This is a genomic window from Bacillus cereus group sp. N8, from assembly GCF_016483685.1.
GTDB lineage: Bacteria > Bacillota > Bacilli > Bacillales > Bacillaceae_G > Bacillus_A > Bacillus_A proteolyticus.
Genome location: NZ_JAEHBK010000008.1, coordinates 135,093 through 157,529, shown reverse-complemented (window position 1 = coordinate 157,529; position 22,437 = coordinate 135,093). Strand labels below are relative to the sequence as shown.

The window sequence follows — 22,437 nt, the reverse complement described above, 5'->3', positions numbered from 1 at the left end:
TTATTTACGAGGGGGATTTTCACATAACAATATAATTATTTTTTCTTTTCCATTACTGCAAAATAATTCCCTTCACTATCAGCAAAGTTAAATACTTTACCAGAAGGCATAGTTACCATTTCGCCAACTGTAACATTTTTATTTGTTAAATCTTTATATAGTTGGTCAAGATTTTCCGAGAAGAACATTAAAGACGGTGTACCAAGATTCAATTCTGGACTCATTTTAGAAATAACTTCTTTATTATGTAGTATAATACCTGTTTCCGCATCGTTTGTTGGAGCAATTTCAATCCATCTCATCCCTTGCTTGTTATCTTCCTCTGCAACTACATGAAATCCTACTTTTTCAGTCCAAAAATTTACTGCCTCATCTTGATTATTTACGTATAACATAATTTGTCCAACTTTATGAATCATTTGTTTTCCCCCTAATGGTTTTTATATTCTATGTAGCTTTCTACAGGTACTATTATTATTCCTTTTTCATTCAGTTGAATGCTTATAAATCGCTAGTCATTAAAAAGTTATCTTTTTGCTATGGGGAACTTAAGAACCATTGCTTAGTAGCAATAATGTGCCTGTATCCCACCGCTATCAAGCTACGGTTATGAAGTCCCCCCTAAACAAAATTTTTATCTCTTTACAATTATTTATGATCATTCAGTTCATTTTTGTCGTTTTGGGGAACAACCAATTTTTAAAAATAGATTTTCAATTATATTACCGTCCTTTGGTTCAGCTTCACGAATCATATAACTATCTACCTTTTGCATTTAATATATTATGGTAAAGATAAAGATCAATTATGGCTATAACTCTATATAGGCTTTTTCTCCACCTGGAATCTTAAATTTATTTACATCATATTCTTTAATTATATATACCTTTATCGCTTCAAAATCTTTACCAAAAGCAAGAATTGGATTTTTTAAGAAATATATTATTTCTTCCTCGTCATAAATTCGGGCTTTAATTACTTCTTTGTCAGAGTGAAACGATAAATTGACTCCTTTGTAAAAATATTCGTAGTATCCCTCTTCATCCTGCTCACTCTTATCTTCAAAAGGAACAGATTCAATATGATATATAGTCCCATTTACATTTATTGATTTCATACAACATTACTCCCTTTTCAAGAATATCCATCAGAATGTAAAGTGATAATAAAGTTGTTTAAATGTTGTTCAACTAAAACACCCGTTAGTTCAATAAGGGGTCCCTTCACATGCCCATCAAGCTAAGAAAAGCAAATACCCCAAAACATAGACCCTATATCAATAAGTTAATCCATAAAATGGAATACACCATTAATTATACTAATAAATCCTTGAATTGACTTAAAAAAATTCAAGTTAGTAAATAATCTTTTTATATATTTTTAAGAGGAAATATTTAGTTACCTAAAATGAGCATATTAACTCAAACAAAAAAGCGTAACTACAAATAGTTACGCCTTCTTCATTATTTATCTAGGCTTTTTCTTCCCAGTAAATGCTGGTTTCTTTTTCTTTGGTTCTTGTGGTTTCGATTCTACAAATGTTCCTTTGAACATTTCTTGTTTCGTAAACACGATACCTAATTTTTTCGCAAATTGCAGTAATTTACGTTCTTCTTGTTGTGTTACAAGAGAAACTACTGTTCCTTCTTTACCCATACGTCCAGTACGTCCTGAGCGGTGAATGTATTGGTCTACAGTGTCAGGTAACTCTAAGTGAATTACATGTGTTAAATCATCAATATCTATTCCACGTGCTGCAATATCAGTAGCAAGTAGAATTTCTAATTTCCCACCGCGGAATGCACGCATCGTTGCTTCACGCTCTTGCTTACTTGCCTCTGCATGAAGAGCTGCTGCTTTCATTTTACGGAATTTCAATTTCTGAGTAATTTCATCTAAACGGAATGGGTCATTTAAGAAAGCAACTGCTTTTACATCGCCCATATGCATAATTCTTCTTACGTAATCATTTTTTTCGCGTCGCTCACAAACGATATACGTATGCTCAACTAAGCTTTTTGACTCTGCACGTGTTACACGTACTAATTGTGGTTCAACTGCTAAATCACGTGCTGCATCTTCTGCCGCTTTTGTCATTGTCGCTGAGAAGAATACTAATTGACGATCACGCATCGTTGATTTAATTACATCCTGTGCAGCACCCATCATTTTTTGCTTTACAATTTGATCAAACTCATCAAATACAATTGTTTTCACTTCATGCATTTTTAGCTTTTTCATACGAATTAGTTCTAAAATACGGCCTGGTGAACCGACAATTACTCTCGGGTGTTTCTTTAATTTTTCAACTTGGCGCTTAATATCTGCACCACCAATTAAAGATGCACCTGAAATATCAGTTCCTGCTGTAAATTTTTGAACCTCTTCATGAATTTGCATTACAAGTTCACGAGTTGGCGCTAAAATTACAACTTGAGGTTGTTTAATTTCAGGATTAATTTTATGTAGAAGTGGTAATAAGTACGCTAATGTTTTTCCTGTTCCAGTTGGAGATTCAGCAATAACGTCTTGTCCTTCTAAAATAGTTGGAATCGCTTGTTTTTGAATTTCAGTTAATTCTTTAAAACCAGCCTTCTCCCAAGCTTGTTGTAAAAATGGTTGCATATCTTTTATCATTTGTTTTTCTCCTTTATCTCTATTTTTGAAGAAAATGTTGTATTGTTCGCACCGTTTCTATCATGTGTGAAATAACAGCTATTAAATCATCAACATGGTCTTCTGTAATTGCTTTTTGAAATAGAACCTCTACCTTATTATGATATGAAATCGCTTGCTTATTATATTCGTATGAAATTTTCTGCGTAATCATTCGCTCTTTTCCCCATATAGAATACAATAAAGTTTCAATTTCTTCGCATCCTACCTCTGGTTGTTCCATTTCGAACGAGAATTCCAGCTTCATTTCACAACCTGGTATAAACTGAGGTACTTCTAATATTTCACCTGATAAATTCTTTGCATCAACAGATAGTGAAAATGTCGCCTCTACCATTGTTTTAAATGGTTCTGTTAGTTGAAATGAAATACTATACATACGACTTAATGAAGCAAGGTCCATCACATCTTTTCGATCTGTTACGAGAATATCACCGTGTAAATCGAAATCATAGACAGCTCCTTCCACAATTACCTTTAAATTTTCAAAAGCAGTTGGATCAAACATAATTTCCTCCAAAAAACAGGCGCCTTTCGATGGAAAGGCGCCACTTGATGTATATATAGTTTACAGATAAACGAGATGAATTACAACCTTTTAGAATAAACCTACTGCTTTTCCATCTTCATTTACATCCATTTGCAGCGCAGCTGGCTGTTTCGGAAGACCTGGCATTGTTAACATTGTTCCTGTTAACGCAACAATAAACCCTGCACCGATAGATGGTTTTAATTCACGAATTGTAACGATAAAGTCAGATGGGCGACCTAATTTCGTTGCATCATCAGAAAGAGAGTATTGTGTTTTCGCCATACAAACTGGTAGGTTACTCCAACCTTCTCCTTCATATTGAGCTAATTGCTTACGTGCTTTCGGAGCAAATTCGATATCTTTTGCACCATAAACTTTTTGAGCAATTGTACGAATTTTTTCTTCCAATGGTAATTCTAATTCGTAAAGTGGTGCGTAGTTGTTCTCACCTTTTTCGATTTCTTTTAGTACTTTTTCAGCAAGATCAACTCCGCCTTGGCCACCCTTCTCCCAAACTTCTGTTAAGGATACTGCATAGCCACGCTCATTGCACCATTCTTGTAAGTATGTAACTTCCGCATCTGTATCAGTAATGAATTTGTTAATAGCAATTACGAAAGGAACACCGAAGCTTTGAATTGTTTCAACATGCTTCTGTAAGTTTTCCATACCTTTTGCTAATGCATCTACATTTTCTTCTTTTAATTGATCTTTCGCTACGCCACCATGCATTTTAAGCGCACGAATAGTCGCAACAATAACAACTGCTTCTGGTTTAATACCAGCTGCACGAGCTTTAATATCTAAAAACTTCTCTGCGCCTAAATCTGCACCGAATCCAGCTTCTGTAATAACATAATCACCTAATTTTGCTGCCATTGTCGTAGCAATAACACTGTTACAACCGTGAGCGATATTCGCAAATGGTCCGCCATGAATGATAGCTGGTGTATTTTCTAATGTTTGTACTAAGTTCGGTTTTAATGCGTCTTTTAATAATAATGTTAACGCACCTTCTACACCTAAATCTTTAACCGTTACAGGTTGATTTGCAAAATTATAAGCGACAACAATGCGAGATAGACGCGCTTTCAAATCTTGAATATCTGTTGCAAGGCAGAATACGGCCATAATTTCAGATGCTACTGTAATATCAAAACCATCTTCACGTGGTACACCTTGAACCGGTCCACCAAGGCCAATTACTACATTACGAAGAGCACGATCATTTAAGTCAACACAGCGTTTCCAAACGATTTTACGCGTATCAATTCCAAGTGTGTTTCCTTGTTGGATATGATTATCAATAAACGCCGCTAACGCGTTATTGGCAGTTGTGATCGCATGGATATCTCCAGTAAAGTGAAGGTTAATGTCTTCCATTGGTACAACCTGTGAAAAACCACCACCTGCGGCTCCGCCTTTTAGTCCCATCGTTGGTCCAAGAGATGGTTCGCGAAGTGCAATTACTGTTTTCTTACCAATTTTATTAAAAGCTTGACCTAAACCAACTGTTACTGTTGATTTACCTTCTCCAGCTGGAGTTGGGTTAATCGCTGTTACTAAAACAACTTTACCGTCTTTTTCATCCTGTAAGCGCTTAAAAATATCAAGAGATAACTTACCTTTATAATGCCCGTATGGCTCTAATTCATCTTCTAAAATATTTAAATCAGCTGCAATTTCTTGAATCTTCTTCATACTCGCTTCTTGTGCGATTTCAATATCGGATTTAACTGTTGTAGTAGTTGTCATATACCCTAGTCCCCCTTTAATTGGTTCTGATGATATTGTATCAGTTTTTTGTATTTTCTGCACTTATTTACCTCCTAAAAATTCTTTCTTTTCTTTATACGTTTTTTAACATAAATACCCATAAGAATGTTAATGATTGTTGTAACTCTGTAGGTAGTTGACCTAACATCTTCTCATTTACTCCGCGCTTATACACACCGATGCCATCTACAATTTCAAAACCTTGTTCTTTCGCTAACTGTTCAAATTCCCAAGGCATCATCGTATTACAAACAACGTCTTTGCCGTATAAACGGGGATAACTGTTCTCACGAGGCTTTGCTGTCGGTCCTAAAATCGCAATACATGCATGACCATCTTTCTTTAAAACACGCTTTATTTCATTTAATGCTAATAATGGATTCTCGGTCCATTCTAATGAATTAATTGCCACAATCGCTTCAAATTGTTCATTTTCAAAAGGTAAGGAAGAAAGATCCCCCTTCACAAAAGATAAATTTGGCCCTTCTCCGCGTTCTTTACCTTTTTGAATCATAACTTCCGATAAATCTACTCCAACTGCTTTATAGTTCGCGCGACTTAATTTATATGTACCGTATCCATCACCACAACCAACATCGAGCACTTGAGCTTCTTGCTCCACGTACTGCTCAAAAAATGGAATAATTGTACTTCTGCTACCACTGTCCCACATCTCTTGACTATTTTGATTCCAAAATTCTGCACTACTATCCCATTTCTTCTCTGCTGATTCGTGCCAATTAAATTTCGTCATACATTCCCCTACCTTCACGTATTATCATTCATTTCATTCTACATCATTTTCCAAAATTCCTGTTTATCTTCATAAGGAGATGTACAAGCTAGCGATGGAATCTTTATTCTCCAATTTTTTCTTTACTTGGGTTTAACTCATACTCATGTTCTTCTCTTTATGAAAGATACTATAGGTACACCCAATTGAAAGAGAGGGATGTACATGCGAAGAAAGAGAAATCATCATTTTAAAAGTGGTGAAAAAAACGAAGAGTATGCAGCTGAAATATCACCAGCTGGCATTCCAATTAGACATAAGCGTAAAGAAATTGCAAATGAAATAGAAGGTACAAATACCGGTGCAATGGTTGGCTATGTCGCTTTATTTCTTTCGTTATTCTCCATCGCTTTTTATCCTGTTACACTCGGCTCACTTGCGATTTTAATTGGCTTATTAGCTGTCAATTTCGGAGCGAGAACACTCGGGTATACAGCAATTGGCTTTGGTAGTTTTTCTGTTTTATTTACTTTACTTTATCCGCTTGCTTTGTCAGCGTTTTAAAAAAAACACACCAAGTTATACTTGGTGTGTTCATTCATGATACAACATAATATGACCGCATCCACAACAATGCTTCGCTGTAATTTCTTGAAAGACTGGATAATTTTCTTCATCCCGATGCTCAATAAACACTTTTTCAAATCGATACATGTTAGGTGCATATGCCCAATCTTGTTTCGTACGTGCATATAACGTTGAAGAAAAAAACTCCTCACCACCACAAACGATACATTCCTTCTTCATTAATACCCCTCCTATGCTTGTCTTACTTCATCTATATGAACATAAGCATAAAAAAAAGACCTTCTATTACTAGAAAGTCTTCTCTGAAACAAAAAGAAATGTACCAAACATCCCTACTCCGCTATATTCTTTTGTAACACCAGCTTCTGTTTTATACGTTTGCTTTACAGTCATAAAGAAAACACCATTTCGTGCATCAATACTTTCAAACTGTAATTTCTCTTTTTTTCCATCTACATTTTGCGTGCATTCAAAGCTACTCTCGTCACATTTCAATGCATACTTATCCTCTAAATACAACTTGAAATCTGATTCTTTCGGACAAGTTATAAGTAATATCGCCACGAGAATAATACTTACCATACCCACAATTGTATAATATTTCTGCATTTGTTCTCCTTTCAAAAGACAAGAAAACTTGACTTCATGCGCCAAGTTTTCTTAGTCTACTACCCATTGCCACTCTTGTTCTTTCTTATCAAAAATGAGCCAACCTGTTTCTGTTGCGTCCGCTTTCAATTCATCGATATTATCTAGTACCTCATCCGTACTTTCGAATGATCCTACTACATATACTGGAATTTCAAGACCTCTTCTTGACTCAATTTTCCCCGCTAAATCAATGTATAATCCATCTTCCATTAACGGAACAAGCCCAAGGATAACTTCCTTTGAAATTGCTGGGAAAATTTTTGATTTTTGGAAGAAAGTAAAACGTTTCTTTCCAAACGAACCGAGTTTATATGGAATTACTTTACTTAGCATTCCTACAAAATCACCGATTCTACGGTAGTACACTTTGTTGTACCAACCGTCATCATGTGAAAAATAAACGAATCTATTTTTCAGTAACGGGAAGAACGTTCTTCCAAGTGGTTCTTTTTTGTGAGCCAAATATAATAATTCTGCAATTTCTTTTGGCTCTAACTCATCTAAATCGCTTGCATCATCAAAATCTACCCAACAAAATTCATCAAATTCATCAATCTCTGCTTGAATGAGTTTATGTATGTTTTCTTCCTCGACATATTCAAATAAAGTATGATAATGAAAATCTGTCCACTCAAAATTATGCTTTAAAAGTAATACTTGATGAAGCGGTGAAGGGATGTTACTTGCAAACTCTTTAAACGTAATTCCAGATGTAATAAAACAATGACCCCGACGATTACCATTAATATATATCATATTGTTTACTTGGTCAGATCCTCCAGACAAAGCACCCAGCCACCTTCGTTTTATATGTTTCAATTCTATAGCATATTTTAACATGAAAAATTTTAGAAACATAGAAAAAACTTCAAAAACTATTTACAATTTCATGTGTTTTATTACATACTGATTACAAGAAAAAACGCCTGCTCATAAGCAGGCGTTTTTAAAGGATATCATCTGGGTTTTGAGGGTGATGATTTTCCTCTTTCTTTTCTTCTTTTGGGAACATCGATTGGATTTTATCAATTGTTTGTGGAGCTAATTCAATCATTTTTTCCGCTAAATGTGTCGCATTTTGTAAATGAAGAATATTTACCCCGTCTTTATTCACAACTAGAAATGCTACCGGTGTAATTGAAACTCCACCCGCGCTACCGCCACCAAATGCAGGGTTACCATTCGCTCTTTGTCCATCATTCGTCTGGAAATCAGAACCTCCTGCTCCAAAACCGAACGCTACTTTAGAAACCGTTAACACTACACCACCGTCAGCCGTTTGAACAGGCTCTCCAACAATCGTATTTACATCGACCATTTCCTTCAAATTTTCCATTGCTGCTTTCATTAATCCTTGAATTGGATGATCCACCGTTCATAACCTCCTTTGTCATATCTTTCCTAGTTTTTCCGAAACTTTGTGAACTAAACATAAATTTTTATATTGATTTCAAAAAACTTAAGTTGTAATATTCAAAAAAATAAAAAGAGGTCAATTCGTTATGATGCGAAAATTAACAAAGAAAGATCATGAACAAGTACTCACATTTCTAAAAGAAGAAGCAGTCCTTAACTTGTTTATTATTGGAGATATAGAAGCTTTCGGTTATGAAACAGACTTTCAAGAATTATGGGGAGTATTTAATGAGCGTGGAGCATTAAAATCGATTTTATTCCGCTTCCATGATGCATTTATACCGTATAGTAAAGGAGAGTTTATGGTCGCTGACTATGAGGCACTTCTTTCCTCATATAAGCCACTGAAACTCTCTGGTAAGTCAACTATTGTAGAACGATTTGAAACCGCTCCACGTATACAACTAGGTGACAAAAATGAAATGTATTTTTGCGAATGTCTAAATGATACCAACTTACCTAGTACGCCTGTCCAAGAAACAATTAAACTTGCCACACTAGATGATGTAGAGCGAATTATGCAATTGCGGAGTAACATCGTTGAATTTCCTACAAGATTAAACTGATGAGGAGCACACACTATTAGGGAATCGCCAGTATTTTTGAAAAAGCCACGTTAAGAGCATGCAAGATTTCATACAGTTTTTTGGCTAATTCAGTAACAAACGGGAACACTAAAACCTACGCTAGGATAGGAATACATATAAAGTTGCATAGAATTATATAAAAAGAAAAAGGCAGAATCCTTTTGAGGGTAGGATTTCCCCTTGTCCTTGCCAACAATAATAGGACGTTATGTTCACCGGCCATGTATAAGCGTAAGCAAAATGCAAATTTACAATGCTAAGGAAATGTCACTTAGTAAAAAAGCCAATTTCCATCTCAAAAAATCGACTTTTTTAGTTATTTTTAAGGTCTTTTTTTACTATATGTATTAAGATTTATATTTTTTAACTGTACAAGGAATAGTTACAATGTATAAATCTATAGCATAGATTGTAACCCAAATACCTTTACCTTCAGCCGCTAGCTTTTCATTTAATTGTGATAAATGCTCTGAAACTTTTCTTTTACCCCATTTTCTAGGAAACCATTGAAAAACCTTAGGAACATTGTGTTTTTTGTTATACCATACATTCAATCTCCAAAAAATGAAGAAAAACGAGACAATCACTACAATACAAAAAATATCAAAATATGAAATCCCTAAAATCATGTAATATATTCTCCATTCTCATTAAAGTTCAGATAATTTTTTCTTAATTCTAATTCATCATCCTCTGTCTCAAAACCCTTAAATAATAAATGAACAATCTGGTTATGATTAAAAAATACATTTATACCTGTAATGAAAGCAAAAACTATTCCTCCTTGATAAATACAACAATTTAACCTTTCTCTACACCAAACTTTATTCCCAAACCAATACCAAGACCAACACTTAATTCATTTTTCAATAGAAATTTAGCCTCCCCATCTATGTCTCCATCAAATTAAGCTTTAAGTCCTTGTTCATGAATCGTAAAATCTCCTGCTTTAAAACCAGCATCTATTAGTCTATTATCTATCTTTAATTCCCCCTTTCATCAAAATATCCCACTATTATACTATAACAGGCCATAACTCAATAAACGATATCTCCTTCTCGTATAAATATTAACCAAGGTAACCTACTCAGTTTACTAGATAGCATTAAACCAGAGAGCTCTACCTCACAAGTTCTAACTGGATAGTTATTGACTCACAAGCTTGTAAACTCTATAATTTTCCTAAATGAATATCTAAAAGAGCGGTCACTCATTGATAACACCTCATCAGGCTTAACCTCCGCCTCCACTTCTGCTGAAAATTCATTATCCGCTATGGTCGTTGGCGTATGTACACACCAAAATTATCGAGGAAGAGGATATGCTTCGCTCATATTATAGAAAATGATTCAAGACTTTACGAATGAAAGCCGTACGCTTTACTTATTTTATAACAGCCCAGCTGCTGGACGAATTTATAAACGATTAGGATTTAAAGATATTAGGATGCGGAAGATGTATCGATAATAAAAAGCTTTGTTCGCTTAATTACGATACTTTAGAGGTTTGAGACGTATAATGAGAAATGTTTTTGTTCAATCCGTTCGTTGATACCTTTCACTCTTAATGATGTTTATCGTTATCCATATTTCACCCTACATCTTATTAATGGTAAAATTATTTCTGCATTTCCAAGACAAGGTCGATAAATTAATTTTTGGAAGGAGAAAATAATATGGATTACAAATTCGAATTACTTAGTACAGGTAGCTTAGTTATTAGATTACAAAAAGAATTCGATATTTTAGAAGCTTTTTTAAATGTGGAGGTATCCCCATTCGGTGATTGGATAGCAGAAACTGTAGATAAAGTTTTAAACGAAAAAAGTGATCATGAAAAAATAAGTGCGAATATTTTCGGAGCAGATGTTCGAAAAGATAAAACTTTTATATTTAATAAGTATGATGAAGATGGAATCCCTCTTGAAATAGAAACTATTACATTACGAAAACTAATAGATATTTGGTTAAATGAGCATACAAAATTAATAAGCGAAAAAAATAATAATTAAATAATGTTACATATAGTACAAAAGATCGCCTGTAATAGGCGGCTTTTTTCATTAAATTAACACACATTCACATTCGTATCATTAACCGTAATATAGTACACTTCACTTTCAAAAAATATCCTTCAATTTCAAAACCATAAGATGATGTTCGCTACTTACTAATTAAAGTAAAGCTCTCTCCAACTCTTATGGAAAATTTATTATTATCATTTCCCAATCAATAAAAAATTCCTAGGTGTTTATTCACCTCTATTTGTAATTTTTTTAGCTAAACGATTAAATAATACTGAACGTCCATATGCCAACATCCCAATACCAATCATACCAATACTGAAAAATAGTTTCTGCCATAAATTAAATGGGAAAAACCACCCTGCAATAACAAGTACCATTGTGCCAATAATAATCATAAATCTGCCTTGTTTAAGCATATCTTTGCTCTTTTTTTCTTTTTCAGATAAAACTATAACTATAACGTTAAAAGAGGCAACCAGTAGGTCACCTCCCAAGTAAAACTATTAGTCATACATGTTACATATTTTCAACTGTTATTCCATACAATCTATTTCTATTTTGCCCTCTTCTTTTTTCGATTTCTAAATATAACCTCTAACACTACTACTGTGGTGAATCCTACAGTTAGTTGTAAACCTGTAAACAGCAATTTATCATTTAGAGGAATATCAGGCGCACTCCACAGTAGTACCGGAGGAATAAGTATACCTATGATTACAAGAGTTCTCATTATCTTTCCCATTTTGTTTCCCCTATCGTGTTTTTTAAATCTATATGTATTTTTTAACTAATCTACAATGCTAATAATTTCTCACGTAAAACTAATTCACTCTCAGTCATATACCCTCTATGCATTTCCTCTACAACCTTATCGTGATTAAAGCATAATACTTTTTCATCACCTAGATAACCAACTGGATAAGGAACACCCGCATAATCAAAATCACGTTTATCTGCTGATACAACCATTCTTCCAATGATCATAATGACTTGTTCTAAATCTTCTAGTTTAACAACTGAGCCGATAGGTAATAGTTTCATTTATTTTTGCTCCTTTTCTTTTTAATAAGATAATCAATTAGAGTAATTCCACCTAGTCCAATTGCACCATAAGCAACTACACTAATGTGTTTATTCTTTGGATGGAAATAGAATTATTAGCCTATTCTCTCCATCAGCAACTTTCATTTATTTTTTAGTTCCCCCCCAATAATCTCCTACTTTTTTTCCGATAAATTCTATTAGGTATGTAAAACCCACTCCTATTCCACCAAAAAGAAGTATTAAGAAAAACGTAAGAATACGGGCCCCTAATGACTGTGGAATAAGTAAAGAAAAAGTAGCAACGATAGGTACTCCTATAAAATATAGTGTTCTCATTTGTTTGATCGGTCTCATATGTCTACTCCTTTTCATCTCGTTTCACAAAAAATCCAACAGCAAAGTCTTTATATACAGGAGTATAAAACCCATTCTCAGCACCGGCGTGAACCTTGAAACCGAAATTGCCAGCTCCAAGTTCAAAACGCATAGTAAAGTCATTGTCACGGAAATACGGGATAATGTCAGGTATATCAACTTTTTTAAATAACGCTTCATATTTATGTGCTGTATATCCAGCTTCCGCTTTAAAAGTGTATTCATCAATCCCCAATGCCAAATTAAAATTTTGATATTTTGATGTTAATCTAGTGTTCTCTCCAATAAAATCTTTTTTTTCAATATTACTTTCTAAATTTGAAGCTTCTGCTTTAAAACCAAACAGACCACCTGTGGTGATATCCTCCTTTATAGTCTTTGTATCCAAACTAAAGTTAGCTTCTAAATTTGCAGTCATCAATTTATTGTTTATTGTTGTCCCTTTTCCGATGTCAGTAGTTGTGTTTAGTAGTGTAACCTTCTAATTTCCCTCCAACTCGATTCCCTTTGACCACTTCAGACGAACCTGTAAGATATTCGACTTTATCATTATTTTTATTAAGAATACCAGAAGCCATCGCAATAGCAACATCCATATTATCTACCTGTTCAAACTTGTTAGCAGAATCAAGAAGAAACTTCTCAAGTGGCTCTAATATGGTTATAAATTGTGCCGTTTTAAATGATGAATCACGGAAATCCGTATTAAATTTCATATAGGTTGAGCCCAACCAATTACTAGAAATCATATCAATATCTCGTTTTAGTCGGTCCTGTGTGGGCTACTCTTCCTGAAATCGCTCTTAATGGGAGAAATTATCGTGATAATTTTCCTCTATTGTATTAGTCTGATTTATTATTAAATTTACTATACATCCGTTCGTAAAGCTTATTAGCACCAAGTGCACAAGCTCCTAAAATAAGAACACCTATAATAAAGCCAATCTTTTTAGGTAATTCATAAGGAGACGTAATAGCAACTACAAGTAATATAGCAATTGCAACATATGTAATATATTTTCCAGCCTTAAATGATTGCATATTAATATGTTCCTCTCTTAAGGTACTACCTTTCCCATAACCATCTCTAACGTATACTCCCGTTTCTTTTCCTAATTAATATCGGATTATCCCTATCCTTTTTCAAACTTTATTATTGTTTAAATTTGTTATGGATTCGTCCTACCACTTTATTCGCTCCCAATGAAATAGCTCCTAAAATTAAAACAAAAATAATAAGAGCAATCTTTTTAGGTAGGCTATATGGCAATAACATAGAAAATATAAGAAGTATCGCGACTGCAACATATGTAATATATTTCCCCATTTTAATTGGATCCATCTCAGCTTCCTTCCTTTGTTTTTTCAACTTTTATAAATCTCTCCAAAGTACCTTGCCTGTCTCAGCATCTAATTACACTCTTAAGCCAGATGTACCTAGTCAAACTTCTCCTTTTGCTATCAGATCATGGTCTCCTACAACTAGAATGCAATCTAATTTATGAAAAGATTTCATTCACCAATATTAATTATTAGCAGAATATACCTATTAATAAATTAGATCCTTCCTTTTTTAAACAAACTAATTATTTCTATCTCTCTCTAAATTTATTAGTTATATATTCTACTAAGCTTGTAGTCCCAAGAGACATTACACCCAATACAAGTATAAAAGTGAAAGTAATTATTTTCCCTTTTAAATCGAAAGGAAAAAACAAACTAGCAATAGCCATTGCTATAAACCCAATAATTTTAATGATTTTTGACGATTTTAACATTTTCTTATTCCCCTTGTTTTTTAACTTTACAAATAGACCACCAATTACTTTTCCAATTGGTTAAATTTTCTTTTATTCCTCTTTTCTTTGTTTTTTAATAATGTTATCTAATAAAGTAATTCCACCTAGCCCAATTGCACCATAAACAAACATACCTAATGTATGTACGATTTTTTCTTTTAACGAAAATGGAGCTATTAGTCCTGCAATGATTACTATTACTATTACAATTGCTATTATCATTACGATTCTTGCAATTTTCATCATCCTATTTCTCCTTATCCGTCTTCTCAAATTTTACAAATCTACACTCTTAAGCTTTACTACTGTTCCCACTTGTAAAAGCTTCATTGTCATTCCCTTTTATCTTTTGTTTTCCAATAAAGTCCATTAAATAGGTAAATCCAATTGCTAATCCGCCAAAAACAAGTACAAAAAAGAAAGTAAGTATACGATCTCCTAATGACTGCGGAAAAAATAATGAAAGTAATGCAATAATAGTACTGTTATTAAATATATAGTTCTCATTTGCTTGAAATGTCGCATTTATTTACTCCTTTTTCTATTAAATTTCTCTATAAGATTTATAACAAATGAGTTCCATACTAGAGAAAATCCAGTAAATATAAGAACGGCTAGTGAAATAACAATTTTTTCTTTCCACGTTTCTCCATTTATCATAGCGAGTGTGATTAATAGCGCTGCCGCTGCACATATTACTATTTGCGTAACTTTGCGCATAGTAATCTCCTCCTTACACACCTTAATCATCAAAATTTCCCACTTCTTTCATTAAAACTCCTTTGTCAAGTTCCTCCGACTCAATTACAATTGCCATCAAGCCCTTTTCCGTACTCGTCTCATGAAACTCACCCTTCTCCCAAAACACAGCTTGTCCAGCTTCCACCTTCACTTTTTCTTTATCTGCCCCGCATACATATCCTTCGCCGTCCACAATAAGAAGCAGTTGAGATACAACTGCTTCATGATATCCGATAATTCCATTATCTTGTAAATGCATAGCACCGATATGTATATTCCCTTGATGGTTTAATATTTTCGACATTATGAAATTAGATTGAAATACTGATATGTGCTTTCCCACTTTTTCGCTAAAGTCAAATATTTTCATTTCAGCTCCCCCCTATATGTATAAAACCATCCTTACTGTCTGCATCATATGTCCTTCAAAATCCTCTTCAAATTGCTCTAATTCCGCAAAACCTTTCGCTTCATAAAAGCGCTTTCCTTTTTCATTTGCTGCTTCTACATGTATGTACAGTTTTCGGATCCCTTTTAATGCCTTAACCCCTCTTTGTAATAAAGCACTCCCTATCCCTTTTCCTTGCTGATCTGGCAACAAATAAATCGCACCTAATTCTGCTTCGTTTTGCAGTCTAACAGGTGAAAAATTCGCAAATCCAATTACTTCTCCCTCTTCTTCTGCAACGAATAAATGTGTATTTTTAAGACGATATTTCATTTTTTCATCAGAATAGGCTTCATCTAAAAAACTATCTTGAATCTCTCTCGGAATAATTCCTTCGTAAGTATCATGCCAAGCTATTTTTGCTACGTTTTGTACAGCATGAATATCTTCTTGCTCCATTTCTCTAATTACATATGTCATCTCGATGTCTCCATTCTCTTTAAATTATATTCTGCTAATATACTAGAAGAAATGGCAAAACCATCTTCATAATTTACCTTAATTAATTTTAACTTCTCAATCGAAGCTATTGTAACATCAAATTTTTCATATATATATTCCATTACATTTACAAATTGATTTGAATTTAACCCATTTGCAATCGTGCAATGCGGAATCCATTTTCCCGGAACGTAATAGGACTGTGGATTACCATGAAAAGTTTTGAAATTATCATGATAAGAATGATGAAGTCTTAATAATTCATCATTAATGCTTGGTGCTAGAAAGATCGTTCCGTTAGTAGGAAAAGTTCCAACAGAAGAAAAAGTTACAGCAGCAATGTTCTCTTGAAAAGCTACAAACTCCTCTAATTTCTTCGTATATAAATTAAAATCTAACTCCTTATAATCAGCCAATGTTATATGCGGTTCTACTCCGGCTAGTTCATTTGTTCCAATTATATTCGTTAATTCATTTTGCAATTCTCTAACTTTATTAATAAACACACCATCAAATGTAGCAATAATAGCATACACGCTTCCTCACTCCTTCGTTGCACATAACACTTCCCACTCTTCACGAATCATTCCCATTCGAATAGAATCATAGTATGTTCCGTTATAGTATCGGCATTTTCGCATTCTACCTTCTAAGCTCATTCCTATTTTCTCTGCTACTTTCATCATTCTTTCATTGCCAGACCAAGTTGTAAGCCCCACTCTACCAATCTCCATATTTTCAAATAGTAAGTCCCTATATAATGTTAATGCTTCTGTACCGTAGCCACCATTCCAGTATGTTGGATCATAAATAACAATTCCCATCTCCAACCAACGCGTCGGTTTATGCTCCCAATAAAATCCGACTGTCCCTATAATTTGATCGTTATTTTCTATAATTAAATTTGACAGCGGTTCTTCTCGTAAACGAGTTTGCATCTTCTCTTTATAGGACGAGTATCCTTGCATTGAAAACGGAAAATACGGCGCATCCCATTTTTTCCATTCTGGATTTTCTTCTTTAAATATGAGATTCCATAATGTTTTTATATCTGATTCTTCAATTGTACGAATTGTAACTTTGTTTCCCTTTAATATAACGTTTTGCATAATTCCCTCCTACATCCACCACTATTTACTATATATTATTATAATATTTTTTCAGAAAAATCAAAACATAAACCTTCAATCATTTAATAATACTATTACGCCGAGGAATTTCATTCATACTTTTATAAAACTAAAGCAAAATGGCGTTTCCGAAGATAAACTATATAACAAATTAGAAGAAATACGATTTCAACGCCTACCGCAATAAAAAATAGGAGGATAAATCCCTCCTATTTTCAGCTATATATGTTTAACTCCTTTTCATTTTTTTCAAAAAGAATCCCTTTCTCTATCCAGCCTTCTACACCATCTTTTTTAATTAAATCATACCCTACACAACTACCATCAATGAGAGAAACAATATCCCCGTTTCTAACGCTTAATTGCGCACAAGAAATATCCGTTTTCACTGTATACTCACCTGATTCAAGTTGCTTTATATACTCGTTTTTCACATGAAGTAGTTCATTTGTTCCGAGTTGTTTACATAGGGTAAATTCTTTCATTCTCTCCACAGGCTCTATGTAATAATGCGGATATGTAACCCCGCCCTGCATTACCGAATTCGCATTAAAATCGGCCAATACTTCATACTGTGAAAAATGATCTACATATGTATAGGAAAATGTATCATTTAAAATATCTCGATGAATAATAAATGCATTTAATTGCCCTGCTTCTTTAATCGCATTACCACCATCAATCGCAATAATCTTTTTCTCCTTATCAATAACTGGATTGTTGGACGGGGCTTCATCAGAATAGTTCACAACAGGCCAATGCCCAACTATTACATACTTATTTGCTTTATGTGATTTATTATAAAATTCCGGCATTACTATCGCATTTTTTCGTTCTGTTTCTTTCCAATCTTCTCTATCTTCAAGGCCAGCATGTACAAAGATATAATCCTCAGTTTCAATAGCAGTTGGCAATTCTGTTAGCCACTTTATTTCTTTTAAGAAATGGCTCATCAATATATTTTTCACTTCACGAATATCACTTTCTTCATGAACTGTATCGCCCAATTTCCCTAGCCATTCGTTAAAAATTGTATTTTTTCGCGTACATAAATAATTAATTAACGCAGGATTTTCATTTACAAGCGCTTCAACTACAACTTCACAATTCCCTTCAGTTACATAAACATTTGGCTTGTTAACTACTAAATCCATCACATAGTTTACGACGCCAATGCTATCGTTCCCCTTCTCACAAAGGTCTCCATTTATAATTAAATAATCATCATCTTTAAAATTAACTTTATGTAATAATTCCTTTAAAAGATTTAATTCGCCATGAATATCAGATATTACGATAACTCTTACACCTTTTGGGATTAATAGTTTCTGAATTTTTTCCAAGTATAAACTCCCCTAACCTTCTTCTAATTCAATATTATCGTCTCAATTATAAAGAGACTCTTCGACAAAATAAGTAATTAACCCTCCTCATTCTTCAATTCTAAATTAAAAGGGGTTCCATATGTTCTCACACATAGAACCCCCTTAATATTATAATTCTTTATAAAAAGAATAGCTTACCTTATCATAGCCTTCTCTTTCATAAAAACGATGTGCATCAATCCTTGGAAACGCTGATGTCAGAACGATAGAACTGCACCCTTTTTCTTCCCCCCATTTTTCTACATATGACAGCAGAACCTTACCATATCCTTTTGATCTGTGAGCTTCTGCAGTTACAAGATCATATACGAAAACATGTTTCTCATTATAGAAATTCATACAAATTGCTACACCAGCTAGACTAACAACTTCGTCATCTTCATTCTGTAACGAGAGTAGTTTATAATTTTCGTCTTTCATTTTTTGAAATAAAGAACTTGCTTCTTCTCTTGAAAGTTTCGTTCGTAATTGCTGTAATACAGGGAATACATCATGTAAATCAGCTTCTGTTACTACTTCTCTAATATTCATTATGATTCTCTCCTTACTATTTCAAAAGTTTTCTAAATGTTATATCATCATTATAAAAAGTAACTGCCCCTAACTTAAGTGACAGTTCGATTATTTTTTATATGGACAGTTTTTAAAGGAGAATTTATAAAATGGATCTTACTATCCCATTGCAATTAGAAAGTAAAACACCAATTTACTTACAAATTTACGAATATATGAAACGAGAAATCTCTCAGGGATCACTGCCTGCCGGTACACGCCTTCCTTCTCACAGAAATTTAGCTATGCAACTTAATGTTAGCCGTATTACTGTTGAATCTGCTTATCAACAATTACTAGCTGAGGGTTATGTAGAAAGTAAACCGAAACGTGGGATTTTTGTTGCAGAAGTTGATATTGATGTCATTCAAAATAAACAAAAATTTGTGCCAAACAGCGCTAACGATATAAAAAAAGAACAATATGACTATGATTGTAGCCAAGGGCTTATTGATCAAAAAGCTTTTCCAATTACAAACTGGAAAAGAGCATTACACGAAACTTTATTCCAATATGAAAATGAATTATTTGCCAAAGAAGATCTACAAGGTGAATTCGTTCTACGAGAACATATTTCAAAGTATTTATATCATGCTCGCGGGGTACATTCTACACCTGATCAAATTATTATCGGAGCCGGTACGCAACCTCTTCTTTGGTTACTACTTCAACTGCTTGGTTCAAAAAAAGAATACGGAATCGAAAACCCTGGATTTCATCGTATAACTGCTATGATTCAAAGTTCTGTTCTTCCTGTTCACCCTATACCTCTAGATGATAAAGGGATTCATATTTCAGCTTTACGTGAATCAGGTGCTAATGTAGCATATGTCACTCCATCTCACCAATTTCCACTTGGAATAATTATGCCTTTATCTAGAAGACTCGAACTATTAAAATGGGCGAATGATTGCGGGGGATATATTATTGAAGATGATTACGACGGGGAATTCCGCTATATAGGGAAACCTATTCCTTCTTTACAAGGACTGGATTCAAATGAACGTGTTATTTATATGGGAACCTTTTCAAAATCCTTTTTACCTTCTTTACGAATGGGATATATCGTTTTACCACCTCATCTTTTAAAAACCTATAAAGAGCTTGAAGGTAAATTTAAACAAACTGTTTCCACAATACAGCAACTTGCTTTTGCCACCTTTATTCACAATGGTGATTGGGAGCGTCATTTAAACCGTAGTCGTACGTTATATAAAAGAAAGCATACATTACTAGTTAAATCTATCAAAAATGAAATGGAATCTCGTGTTCAAATACTTGGTCAACAGTCCGGGCTGCATATCGTACTTCACGTTCATAACGGGATGAACGAACAAGAACTTATTCATGCAGCTGCGAAACAACGTATTAAGTTGTACCCTCTCTCCACATACGATTCTGTTCATAATTTAAGGAAGGCATCGTATGTATTACTCGGGTTCGGCAGTATTCCCGAAGATAGTATCGAAACGGTTGTCAAATTACTGAAAATAGTCTGGTTCCCTAACTAAAAAAACTCCACGTAAGTTATACTTACGTGGAGTTTTTTTAGTTACTATTTTTCTGATACTTGCCCTGATTTCGCTGTCCTTCCTGGACGCTTTACACCAGTTGTTTCTGTTGAATAAGAAGCTTCAATTATAGCACTTGGATCTACAGAGAGAACGAGATCTTTCATTTTCGGATAAATGAAACGGTTTGTAATACAATAAATAATTCTCTGGTGCTCTCCTAAAAAACCACCTTCTCCATGTAGATACGTAACAGACAGTTGTAATTCTTTCATAAGCAGTTCGCCAATTTCTTTATTTTTATTCGAAATAATCATGACGCTCTTCCCTTGATTAATACCGTCTAATATGAAATCTATCATTTTCGTAACAATATAGAAAATTGCTAATGAGAACATCGCTTGCTCAATTGAAAATAAAATAGCAACAAATACAAAAATAACCGCATTTACAGCAAGTAAAAATGTACTGATCGGTACTTTAAAATGCTTGTTCATCCAAACAGCTAACATTTCTGATCCATCAATTGCCCCGCCCATTTTTACAACGATTCCAACACCAACACCAAATAGAACCCCTCCATAAAGTACAATTAATAATTCAGAAGTCGTAATTGCTGGAAATGGTTTTAAATAAATCAATCCGAGTGTTGTAACAACATTTGCGTAGGATGTACGGATGAAAAACTTCTTCCCCATTACTTTTGCAGTAAATAGCAAAATCGGGATATTAAGTCCTAAAAACACTCCGTAAAGCGGTAATCCAGCAACTTTATTTGCCATAATAGCAATCGCGGTTACCCCACCGTCTACTAAACCATTAGGCGCTAAAATAAGCTCTAGTGAACCCGCTACAATAATGGAGCCAATTGTTAATAATACGTATTCAAATAATTTTTTCATTCATTACCCCCAAAACTTATATATTTTCTTAGTATTATCATAACTAATTTTTTTCGCAAATACAAAGAAATTGCTTTATATACACACATTTTTCACCTTTTTGGTGATTCTTATGTAGAATCTCAAAATTTAATACACTTTATACAAAAATAATATCCCCCTAATTTTTACCTCTTAATAACATTATGTTATATAATCAATTTAGAGAATTTACAGAAAAAGGAGCTCTTTCATGCTACAACAATTGTTCACTTCACCTATTTTATCTGTTCAAACTTTGCATCCAGGCTATGTAGACCATGCAAGCGACGTGTTTCTTGTTAAAACAGAAGCTGAAGAAGTTATTGTTCGTTCCTCAAAAATGACTGAAGAGCCCAACAATGATTTTTGGTGGGGATGTAAAAACCTTTTTGGAATTGATCCAAGGAACGTACATCATTTAGAAACAATACACGCATTATTGAAAAAGCATACTACCTTACCCATCCCTACTATTTTGCAAAAACATGTTTTAAATGGGCGAGAGTATGTAATCGTCGAAAAACTAACCGGAAGTACGCTGCAATCATTTATCGGACAACCTGATTCTATTTTATTCGGCCTTGGAAAAGGACTAGCAGAAATTCATTCGTTTCAAGCAGAGTTTATAGGAAACCCATCAAGTACTTTCCACATTCCACTAGAAGAATTTAAGTCTCACATATTAAAAGTCAGTAAAGATCTTGTAAATAGGTTCTATTCCGATAATGTTAGCATCCATAACGCATTTCATACTTTTGAGTCACAACTCTCTTTCTTGCCAGCACCGAAGGAAGCTACACTCGTTTTAATTGATATGGATCCTACTCAGTTTTTATCAGATGGTACAACTATTACCGGCTTAGTAGATACAGAGGCTTTTGCAATTGCTCCACGAGAGTTTGATTTTATCGGCTTAGAATATGTATTTACAGAAAAAGAGGCTCATACTTTTAAAAAAGGTTATGAAACCATTATGCCCATTCCTAGTCTTAAAGAATGTAGACAACCCTATCGATATTTATATCGCTTATTATCTGTTCAGGGTAATGTGGAGTTAGAAAAGTGGTTACGTCATCCATCCTATTTTTAATAACGATTGCGAG

General features: G+C 33.9%; 33 protein-coding genes and 3 pseudogenes. 6 read left to right on the top strand and 30 right to left on the bottom strand.

The features are described 5' to 3' along the window. Positions 1-35 precede the first annotated feature (35 nt). The 6 genes from JDS80_RS14835 to JDS80_RS14810 form a co-directional block, all read right to left on the bottom strand. On the bottom strand, positions 36-419 hold the full coding sequence (locus JDS80_RS14835; protein WP_071745456.1) for a VOC family protein: 384 nt from the start codon (positions 417-419) through the stop codon (positions 36-38). 392 nt (positions 420-811) lie between these two features. Next, positions 812-1,117 (bottom strand): hypothetical protein, encoded by a 306-nt coding sequence (locus JDS80_RS14830; RefSeq protein WP_098890072.1) that lies wholly within the window; start codon positions 1,115-1,117, stop codon positions 812-814. Positions 1,118-1,467: 350 nt separating this feature from the next. Next, on the bottom strand, positions 1,468-2,637 hold the full coding sequence (locus JDS80_RS14825) for a DEAD/DEAH box helicase (protein ID WP_098890071.1): 1,170 nt from the start codon (positions 2,635-2,637) through the stop codon (positions 1,468-1,470). A 19-nt stretch (positions 2,638-2,656) separates the two neighbouring features. Continuing rightward, positions 2,657-3,184, bottom strand: a complete 528-nt coding sequence (locus tag JDS80_RS14820) for a hypothetical protein (protein WP_071745458.1) — start codon at positions 3,182-3,184, stop codon at positions 2,657-2,659. A gap of 90 nt (positions 3,185-3,274) precedes the next feature. Then, complete coding sequence (locus JDS80_RS14815) at positions 3,275-4,963, bottom strand: formate--tetrahydrofolate ligase (RefSeq protein ID WP_014482011.1); 1,689 nt, start codon at positions 4,961-4,963, stop codon at positions 3,275-3,277. A gap of 94 nt (positions 4,964-5,057) precedes the next feature. Next, positions 5,058-5,738, bottom strand: coding sequence for a class I SAM-dependent methyltransferase (locus JDS80_RS14810; RefSeq protein WP_098890070.1), 681 nt, complete (start codon positions 5,736-5,738; stop codon positions 5,058-5,060). Positions 5,739-5,942: 204 nt separating this feature from the next. On the opposite strand from JDS80_RS14810, the gene JDS80_RS14805 reads away from it, so the two are divergent. Then, on the top strand, positions 5,943-6,281 hold the full coding sequence (locus JDS80_RS14805) for a permease (protein ID WP_097903244.1): 339 nt from the start codon (positions 5,943-5,945) through the stop codon (positions 6,279-6,281). A gap of 30 nt (positions 6,282-6,311) precedes the next feature. Here JDS80_RS14805 and JDS80_RS14800 read toward each other — a convergent pair whose 3' ends face one another. The 4 genes from JDS80_RS14800 to ytfJ form a co-directional block, all read right to left on the bottom strand. Continuing rightward, positions 6,312-6,524, bottom strand: coding sequence for a hypothetical protein (locus JDS80_RS14800; protein WP_000711202.1), 213 nt, complete (start codon positions 6,522-6,524; stop codon positions 6,312-6,314). Between the two features lie 69 nt (positions 6,525-6,593). Next, positions 6,594-6,914, bottom strand: coding sequence for a hypothetical protein (locus JDS80_RS14795; RefSeq protein WP_098890069.1), 321 nt, complete (start codon positions 6,912-6,914; stop codon positions 6,594-6,596). Between the two features lie 51 nt (positions 6,915-6,965). Further along, complete coding sequence (locus JDS80_RS14790; protein ID WP_000014098.1) at positions 6,966-7,742, bottom strand: hypothetical protein; 777 nt, start codon at positions 7,740-7,742, stop codon at positions 6,966-6,968. Between the two features lie 160 nt (positions 7,743-7,902). Then, the gene (ytfJ, locus tag JDS80_RS14785) at positions 7,903-8,328 is read right to left on the bottom strand and encodes a GerW family sporulation protein (protein ID WP_098890068.1); all 426 of its coding nucleotides are present in this window, start codon (positions 8,326-8,328) and stop codon (positions 7,903-7,905) included. 130 nt (positions 8,329-8,458) lie between these two features. Between ytfJ and JDS80_RS14780 the strand changes: the two are divergent. Further along, positions 8,459-8,926 (top strand): annotated as a pseudogene (locus tag JDS80_RS14780) (GNAT family N-acetyltransferase); the annotation flags it as partial. A 380-nt stretch (positions 8,927-9,306) separates the two neighbouring features. Here the strand turns inward: JDS80_RS14780 and JDS80_RS14775 are convergent. After that, positions 9,307-9,588, bottom strand: coding sequence for a hypothetical protein (locus tag JDS80_RS14775; protein WP_000600374.1), 282 nt, complete (start codon positions 9,586-9,588; stop codon positions 9,307-9,309). 604 nt (positions 9,589-10,192) lie between these two features. Here JDS80_RS14775 and JDS80_RS14770 point away from each other — a divergent pair. Together JDS80_RS14770 and JDS80_RS14765 are read left to right on the top strand one after the other, a co-directional pair. Continuing rightward, a pseudogene (locus JDS80_RS14770) lies at positions 10,193-10,426 on the top strand (GNAT family N-acetyltransferase); the annotation flags it as partial. A 208-nt stretch (positions 10,427-10,634) separates the two neighbouring features. Continuing rightward, on the top strand, positions 10,635-10,970 hold the full coding sequence (locus tag JDS80_RS14765) for a hypothetical protein (RefSeq protein ID WP_098890067.1): 336 nt from the start codon (positions 10,635-10,637) through the stop codon (positions 10,968-10,970). A gap of 239 nt (positions 10,971-11,209) precedes the next feature. Here the strand turns inward: JDS80_RS14765 and JDS80_RS14760 are convergent, their stop codons facing one another. The 18 genes and pseudogenes from JDS80_RS14760 to JDS80_RS14685 all read right to left on the bottom strand — a co-directional run bounded on the left by JDS80_RS14760 (position 11,210) and on the right by JDS80_RS14685 (position 18,879). Beyond that, a complete protein-coding gene (locus JDS80_RS14760) occupies positions 11,210-11,401 on the bottom strand; it encodes a hypothetical protein (RefSeq protein ID WP_098890066.1) in 192 nt (63 codons plus the stop codon). Between the two features lie 137 nt (positions 11,402-11,538). Continuing rightward, on the bottom strand, positions 11,539-11,727 hold the full coding sequence (locus JDS80_RS14755) for a hypothetical protein (RefSeq protein ID WP_000516419.1): 189 nt from the start codon (positions 11,725-11,727) through the stop codon (positions 11,539-11,541). Positions 11,728-11,777: 50 nt separating this feature from the next. Continuing rightward, a complete protein-coding gene (locus tag JDS80_RS14750; protein WP_098890065.1) occupies positions 11,778-12,026 on the bottom strand; it encodes a DUF4176 domain-containing protein in 249 nt (82 codons plus the stop codon). A gap of 147 nt (positions 12,027-12,173) precedes the next feature. Next, positions 12,174-12,383, bottom strand: a complete 210-nt coding sequence (locus tag JDS80_RS14745) for a hypothetical protein (RefSeq protein WP_098890064.1) — start codon at positions 12,381-12,383, stop codon at positions 12,174-12,176. A gap of 4 nt (positions 12,384-12,387) precedes the next feature. After that, positions 12,388-12,792 (bottom strand): hypothetical protein, encoded by a 405-nt coding sequence (locus JDS80_RS31460; protein ID WP_242477361.1) that lies wholly within the window; start codon positions 12,790-12,792, stop codon positions 12,388-12,390. Between the two features lie 64 nt (positions 12,793-12,856). Further along, positions 12,857-13,153 (bottom strand): WXG100 family type VII secretion target, encoded by a 297-nt coding sequence (locus tag JDS80_RS31455; RefSeq protein ID WP_098890063.1) that lies wholly within the window; start codon positions 13,151-13,153, stop codon positions 12,857-12,859. A 94-nt stretch (positions 13,154-13,247) separates the two neighbouring features. Then, on the bottom strand, positions 13,248-13,445 hold the full coding sequence (locus JDS80_RS14735; RefSeq protein WP_098890062.1) for a hypothetical protein: 198 nt from the start codon (positions 13,443-13,445) through the stop codon (positions 13,248-13,250). 112 nt (positions 13,446-13,557) lie between these two features. Next, the gene (locus JDS80_RS14730) at positions 13,558-13,746 is read right to left on the bottom strand and encodes a hypothetical protein (protein WP_071745521.1); all 189 of its coding nucleotides are present in this window, start codon (positions 13,744-13,746) and stop codon (positions 13,558-13,560) included. Positions 13,747-13,996: 250 nt separating this feature from the next. Then, positions 13,997-14,182 (bottom strand): hypothetical protein, encoded by a 186-nt coding sequence (locus JDS80_RS14725; RefSeq protein ID WP_088007900.1) that lies wholly within the window; start codon positions 14,180-14,182, stop codon positions 13,997-13,999. A gap of 72 nt (positions 14,183-14,254) precedes the next feature. Further along, positions 14,255-14,449, bottom strand: a complete 195-nt coding sequence (locus JDS80_RS14720; RefSeq protein WP_098890061.1) for a hypothetical protein — start codon at positions 14,447-14,449, stop codon at positions 14,255-14,257. 46 nt (positions 14,450-14,495) lie between these two features. Next, positions 14,496-14,728, bottom strand: a pseudogene (locus JDS80_RS31450) (hypothetical protein). Beyond that, entirely contained in the window at positions 14,729-14,923 is a 195-nt protein-coding gene (locus JDS80_RS14715; RefSeq protein ID WP_071769907.1) for a hypothetical protein, read from the bottom strand. 22 nt (positions 14,924-14,945) lie between these two features. Next, positions 14,946-15,314: a cupin domain-containing protein gene (locus tag JDS80_RS14710; RefSeq protein WP_098890059.1), complete on the bottom strand. Its 369-nt coding sequence runs from the start codon at positions 15,312-15,314 to the stop codon at positions 14,946-14,948. Positions 15,315-15,326: 12 nt separating this feature from the next. Further along, complete coding sequence (locus tag JDS80_RS14705; RefSeq protein WP_199638992.1) at positions 15,327-15,812, bottom strand: GNAT family N-acetyltransferase; 486 nt, start codon at positions 15,810-15,812, stop codon at positions 15,327-15,329. Next, positions 15,809-16,369 (bottom strand): 2'-5' RNA ligase family protein, encoded by a 561-nt coding sequence (locus JDS80_RS14700; RefSeq protein WP_098890057.1) that lies wholly within the window; start codon positions 16,367-16,369, stop codon positions 15,809-15,811. The genes JDS80_RS14705 and JDS80_RS14700 overlap by 4 nt, the downstream gene beginning before the upstream one ends. A gap of 6 nt (positions 16,370-16,375) precedes the next feature. Further along, positions 16,376-16,942 (bottom strand): GNAT family N-acetyltransferase, encoded by a 567-nt coding sequence (locus JDS80_RS14695; RefSeq protein ID WP_199638990.1) that lies wholly within the window; start codon positions 16,940-16,942, stop codon positions 16,376-16,378. A gap of 236 nt (positions 16,943-17,178) precedes the next feature. Continuing rightward, positions 17,179-18,306 (bottom strand): metallophosphoesterase, encoded by a 1,128-nt coding sequence (locus JDS80_RS14690; RefSeq protein ID WP_098890055.1) that lies wholly within the window; start codon positions 18,304-18,306, stop codon positions 17,179-17,181. 150 nt (positions 18,307-18,456) lie between these two features. Then, positions 18,457-18,879, bottom strand: a complete 423-nt coding sequence (locus JDS80_RS14685; RefSeq protein WP_098890054.1) for a GNAT family N-acetyltransferase — start codon at positions 18,877-18,879, stop codon at positions 18,457-18,459. Positions 18,880-19,010: 131 nt separating this feature from the next. On the opposite strand from JDS80_RS14685, the gene pdxR reads away from it, so the two are divergent. Beyond that, positions 19,011-20,411 (top strand): MocR-like pyridoxine biosynthesis transcription factor PdxR, encoded by a 1,401-nt coding sequence (gene pdxR, locus JDS80_RS14680; RefSeq protein ID WP_199638988.1) that lies wholly within the window; start codon positions 19,011-19,013, stop codon positions 20,409-20,411. 44 nt (positions 20,412-20,455) lie between these two features. Here the strand turns inward: pdxR and JDS80_RS14675 are convergent, their stop codons facing one another. Next, positions 20,456-21,313, bottom strand: a complete 858-nt coding sequence (locus JDS80_RS14675) for a YitT family protein (protein ID WP_070139185.1) — start codon at positions 21,311-21,313, stop codon at positions 20,456-20,458. A gap of 232 nt (positions 21,314-21,545) precedes the next feature. Between JDS80_RS14675 and JDS80_RS14670 the strand changes: the two genes are divergently transcribed. Continuing rightward, positions 21,546-22,424 carry an aminoglycoside phosphotransferase family protein gene (locus JDS80_RS14670; RefSeq protein ID WP_098890052.1) on the top strand — a complete coding sequence of 293 codons (879 nt, stop codon included), beginning with the start codon at positions 21,546-21,548 and terminating at the stop codon, positions 22,422-22,424. Positions 22,425-22,437: the final 13 nt, after the last annotated feature.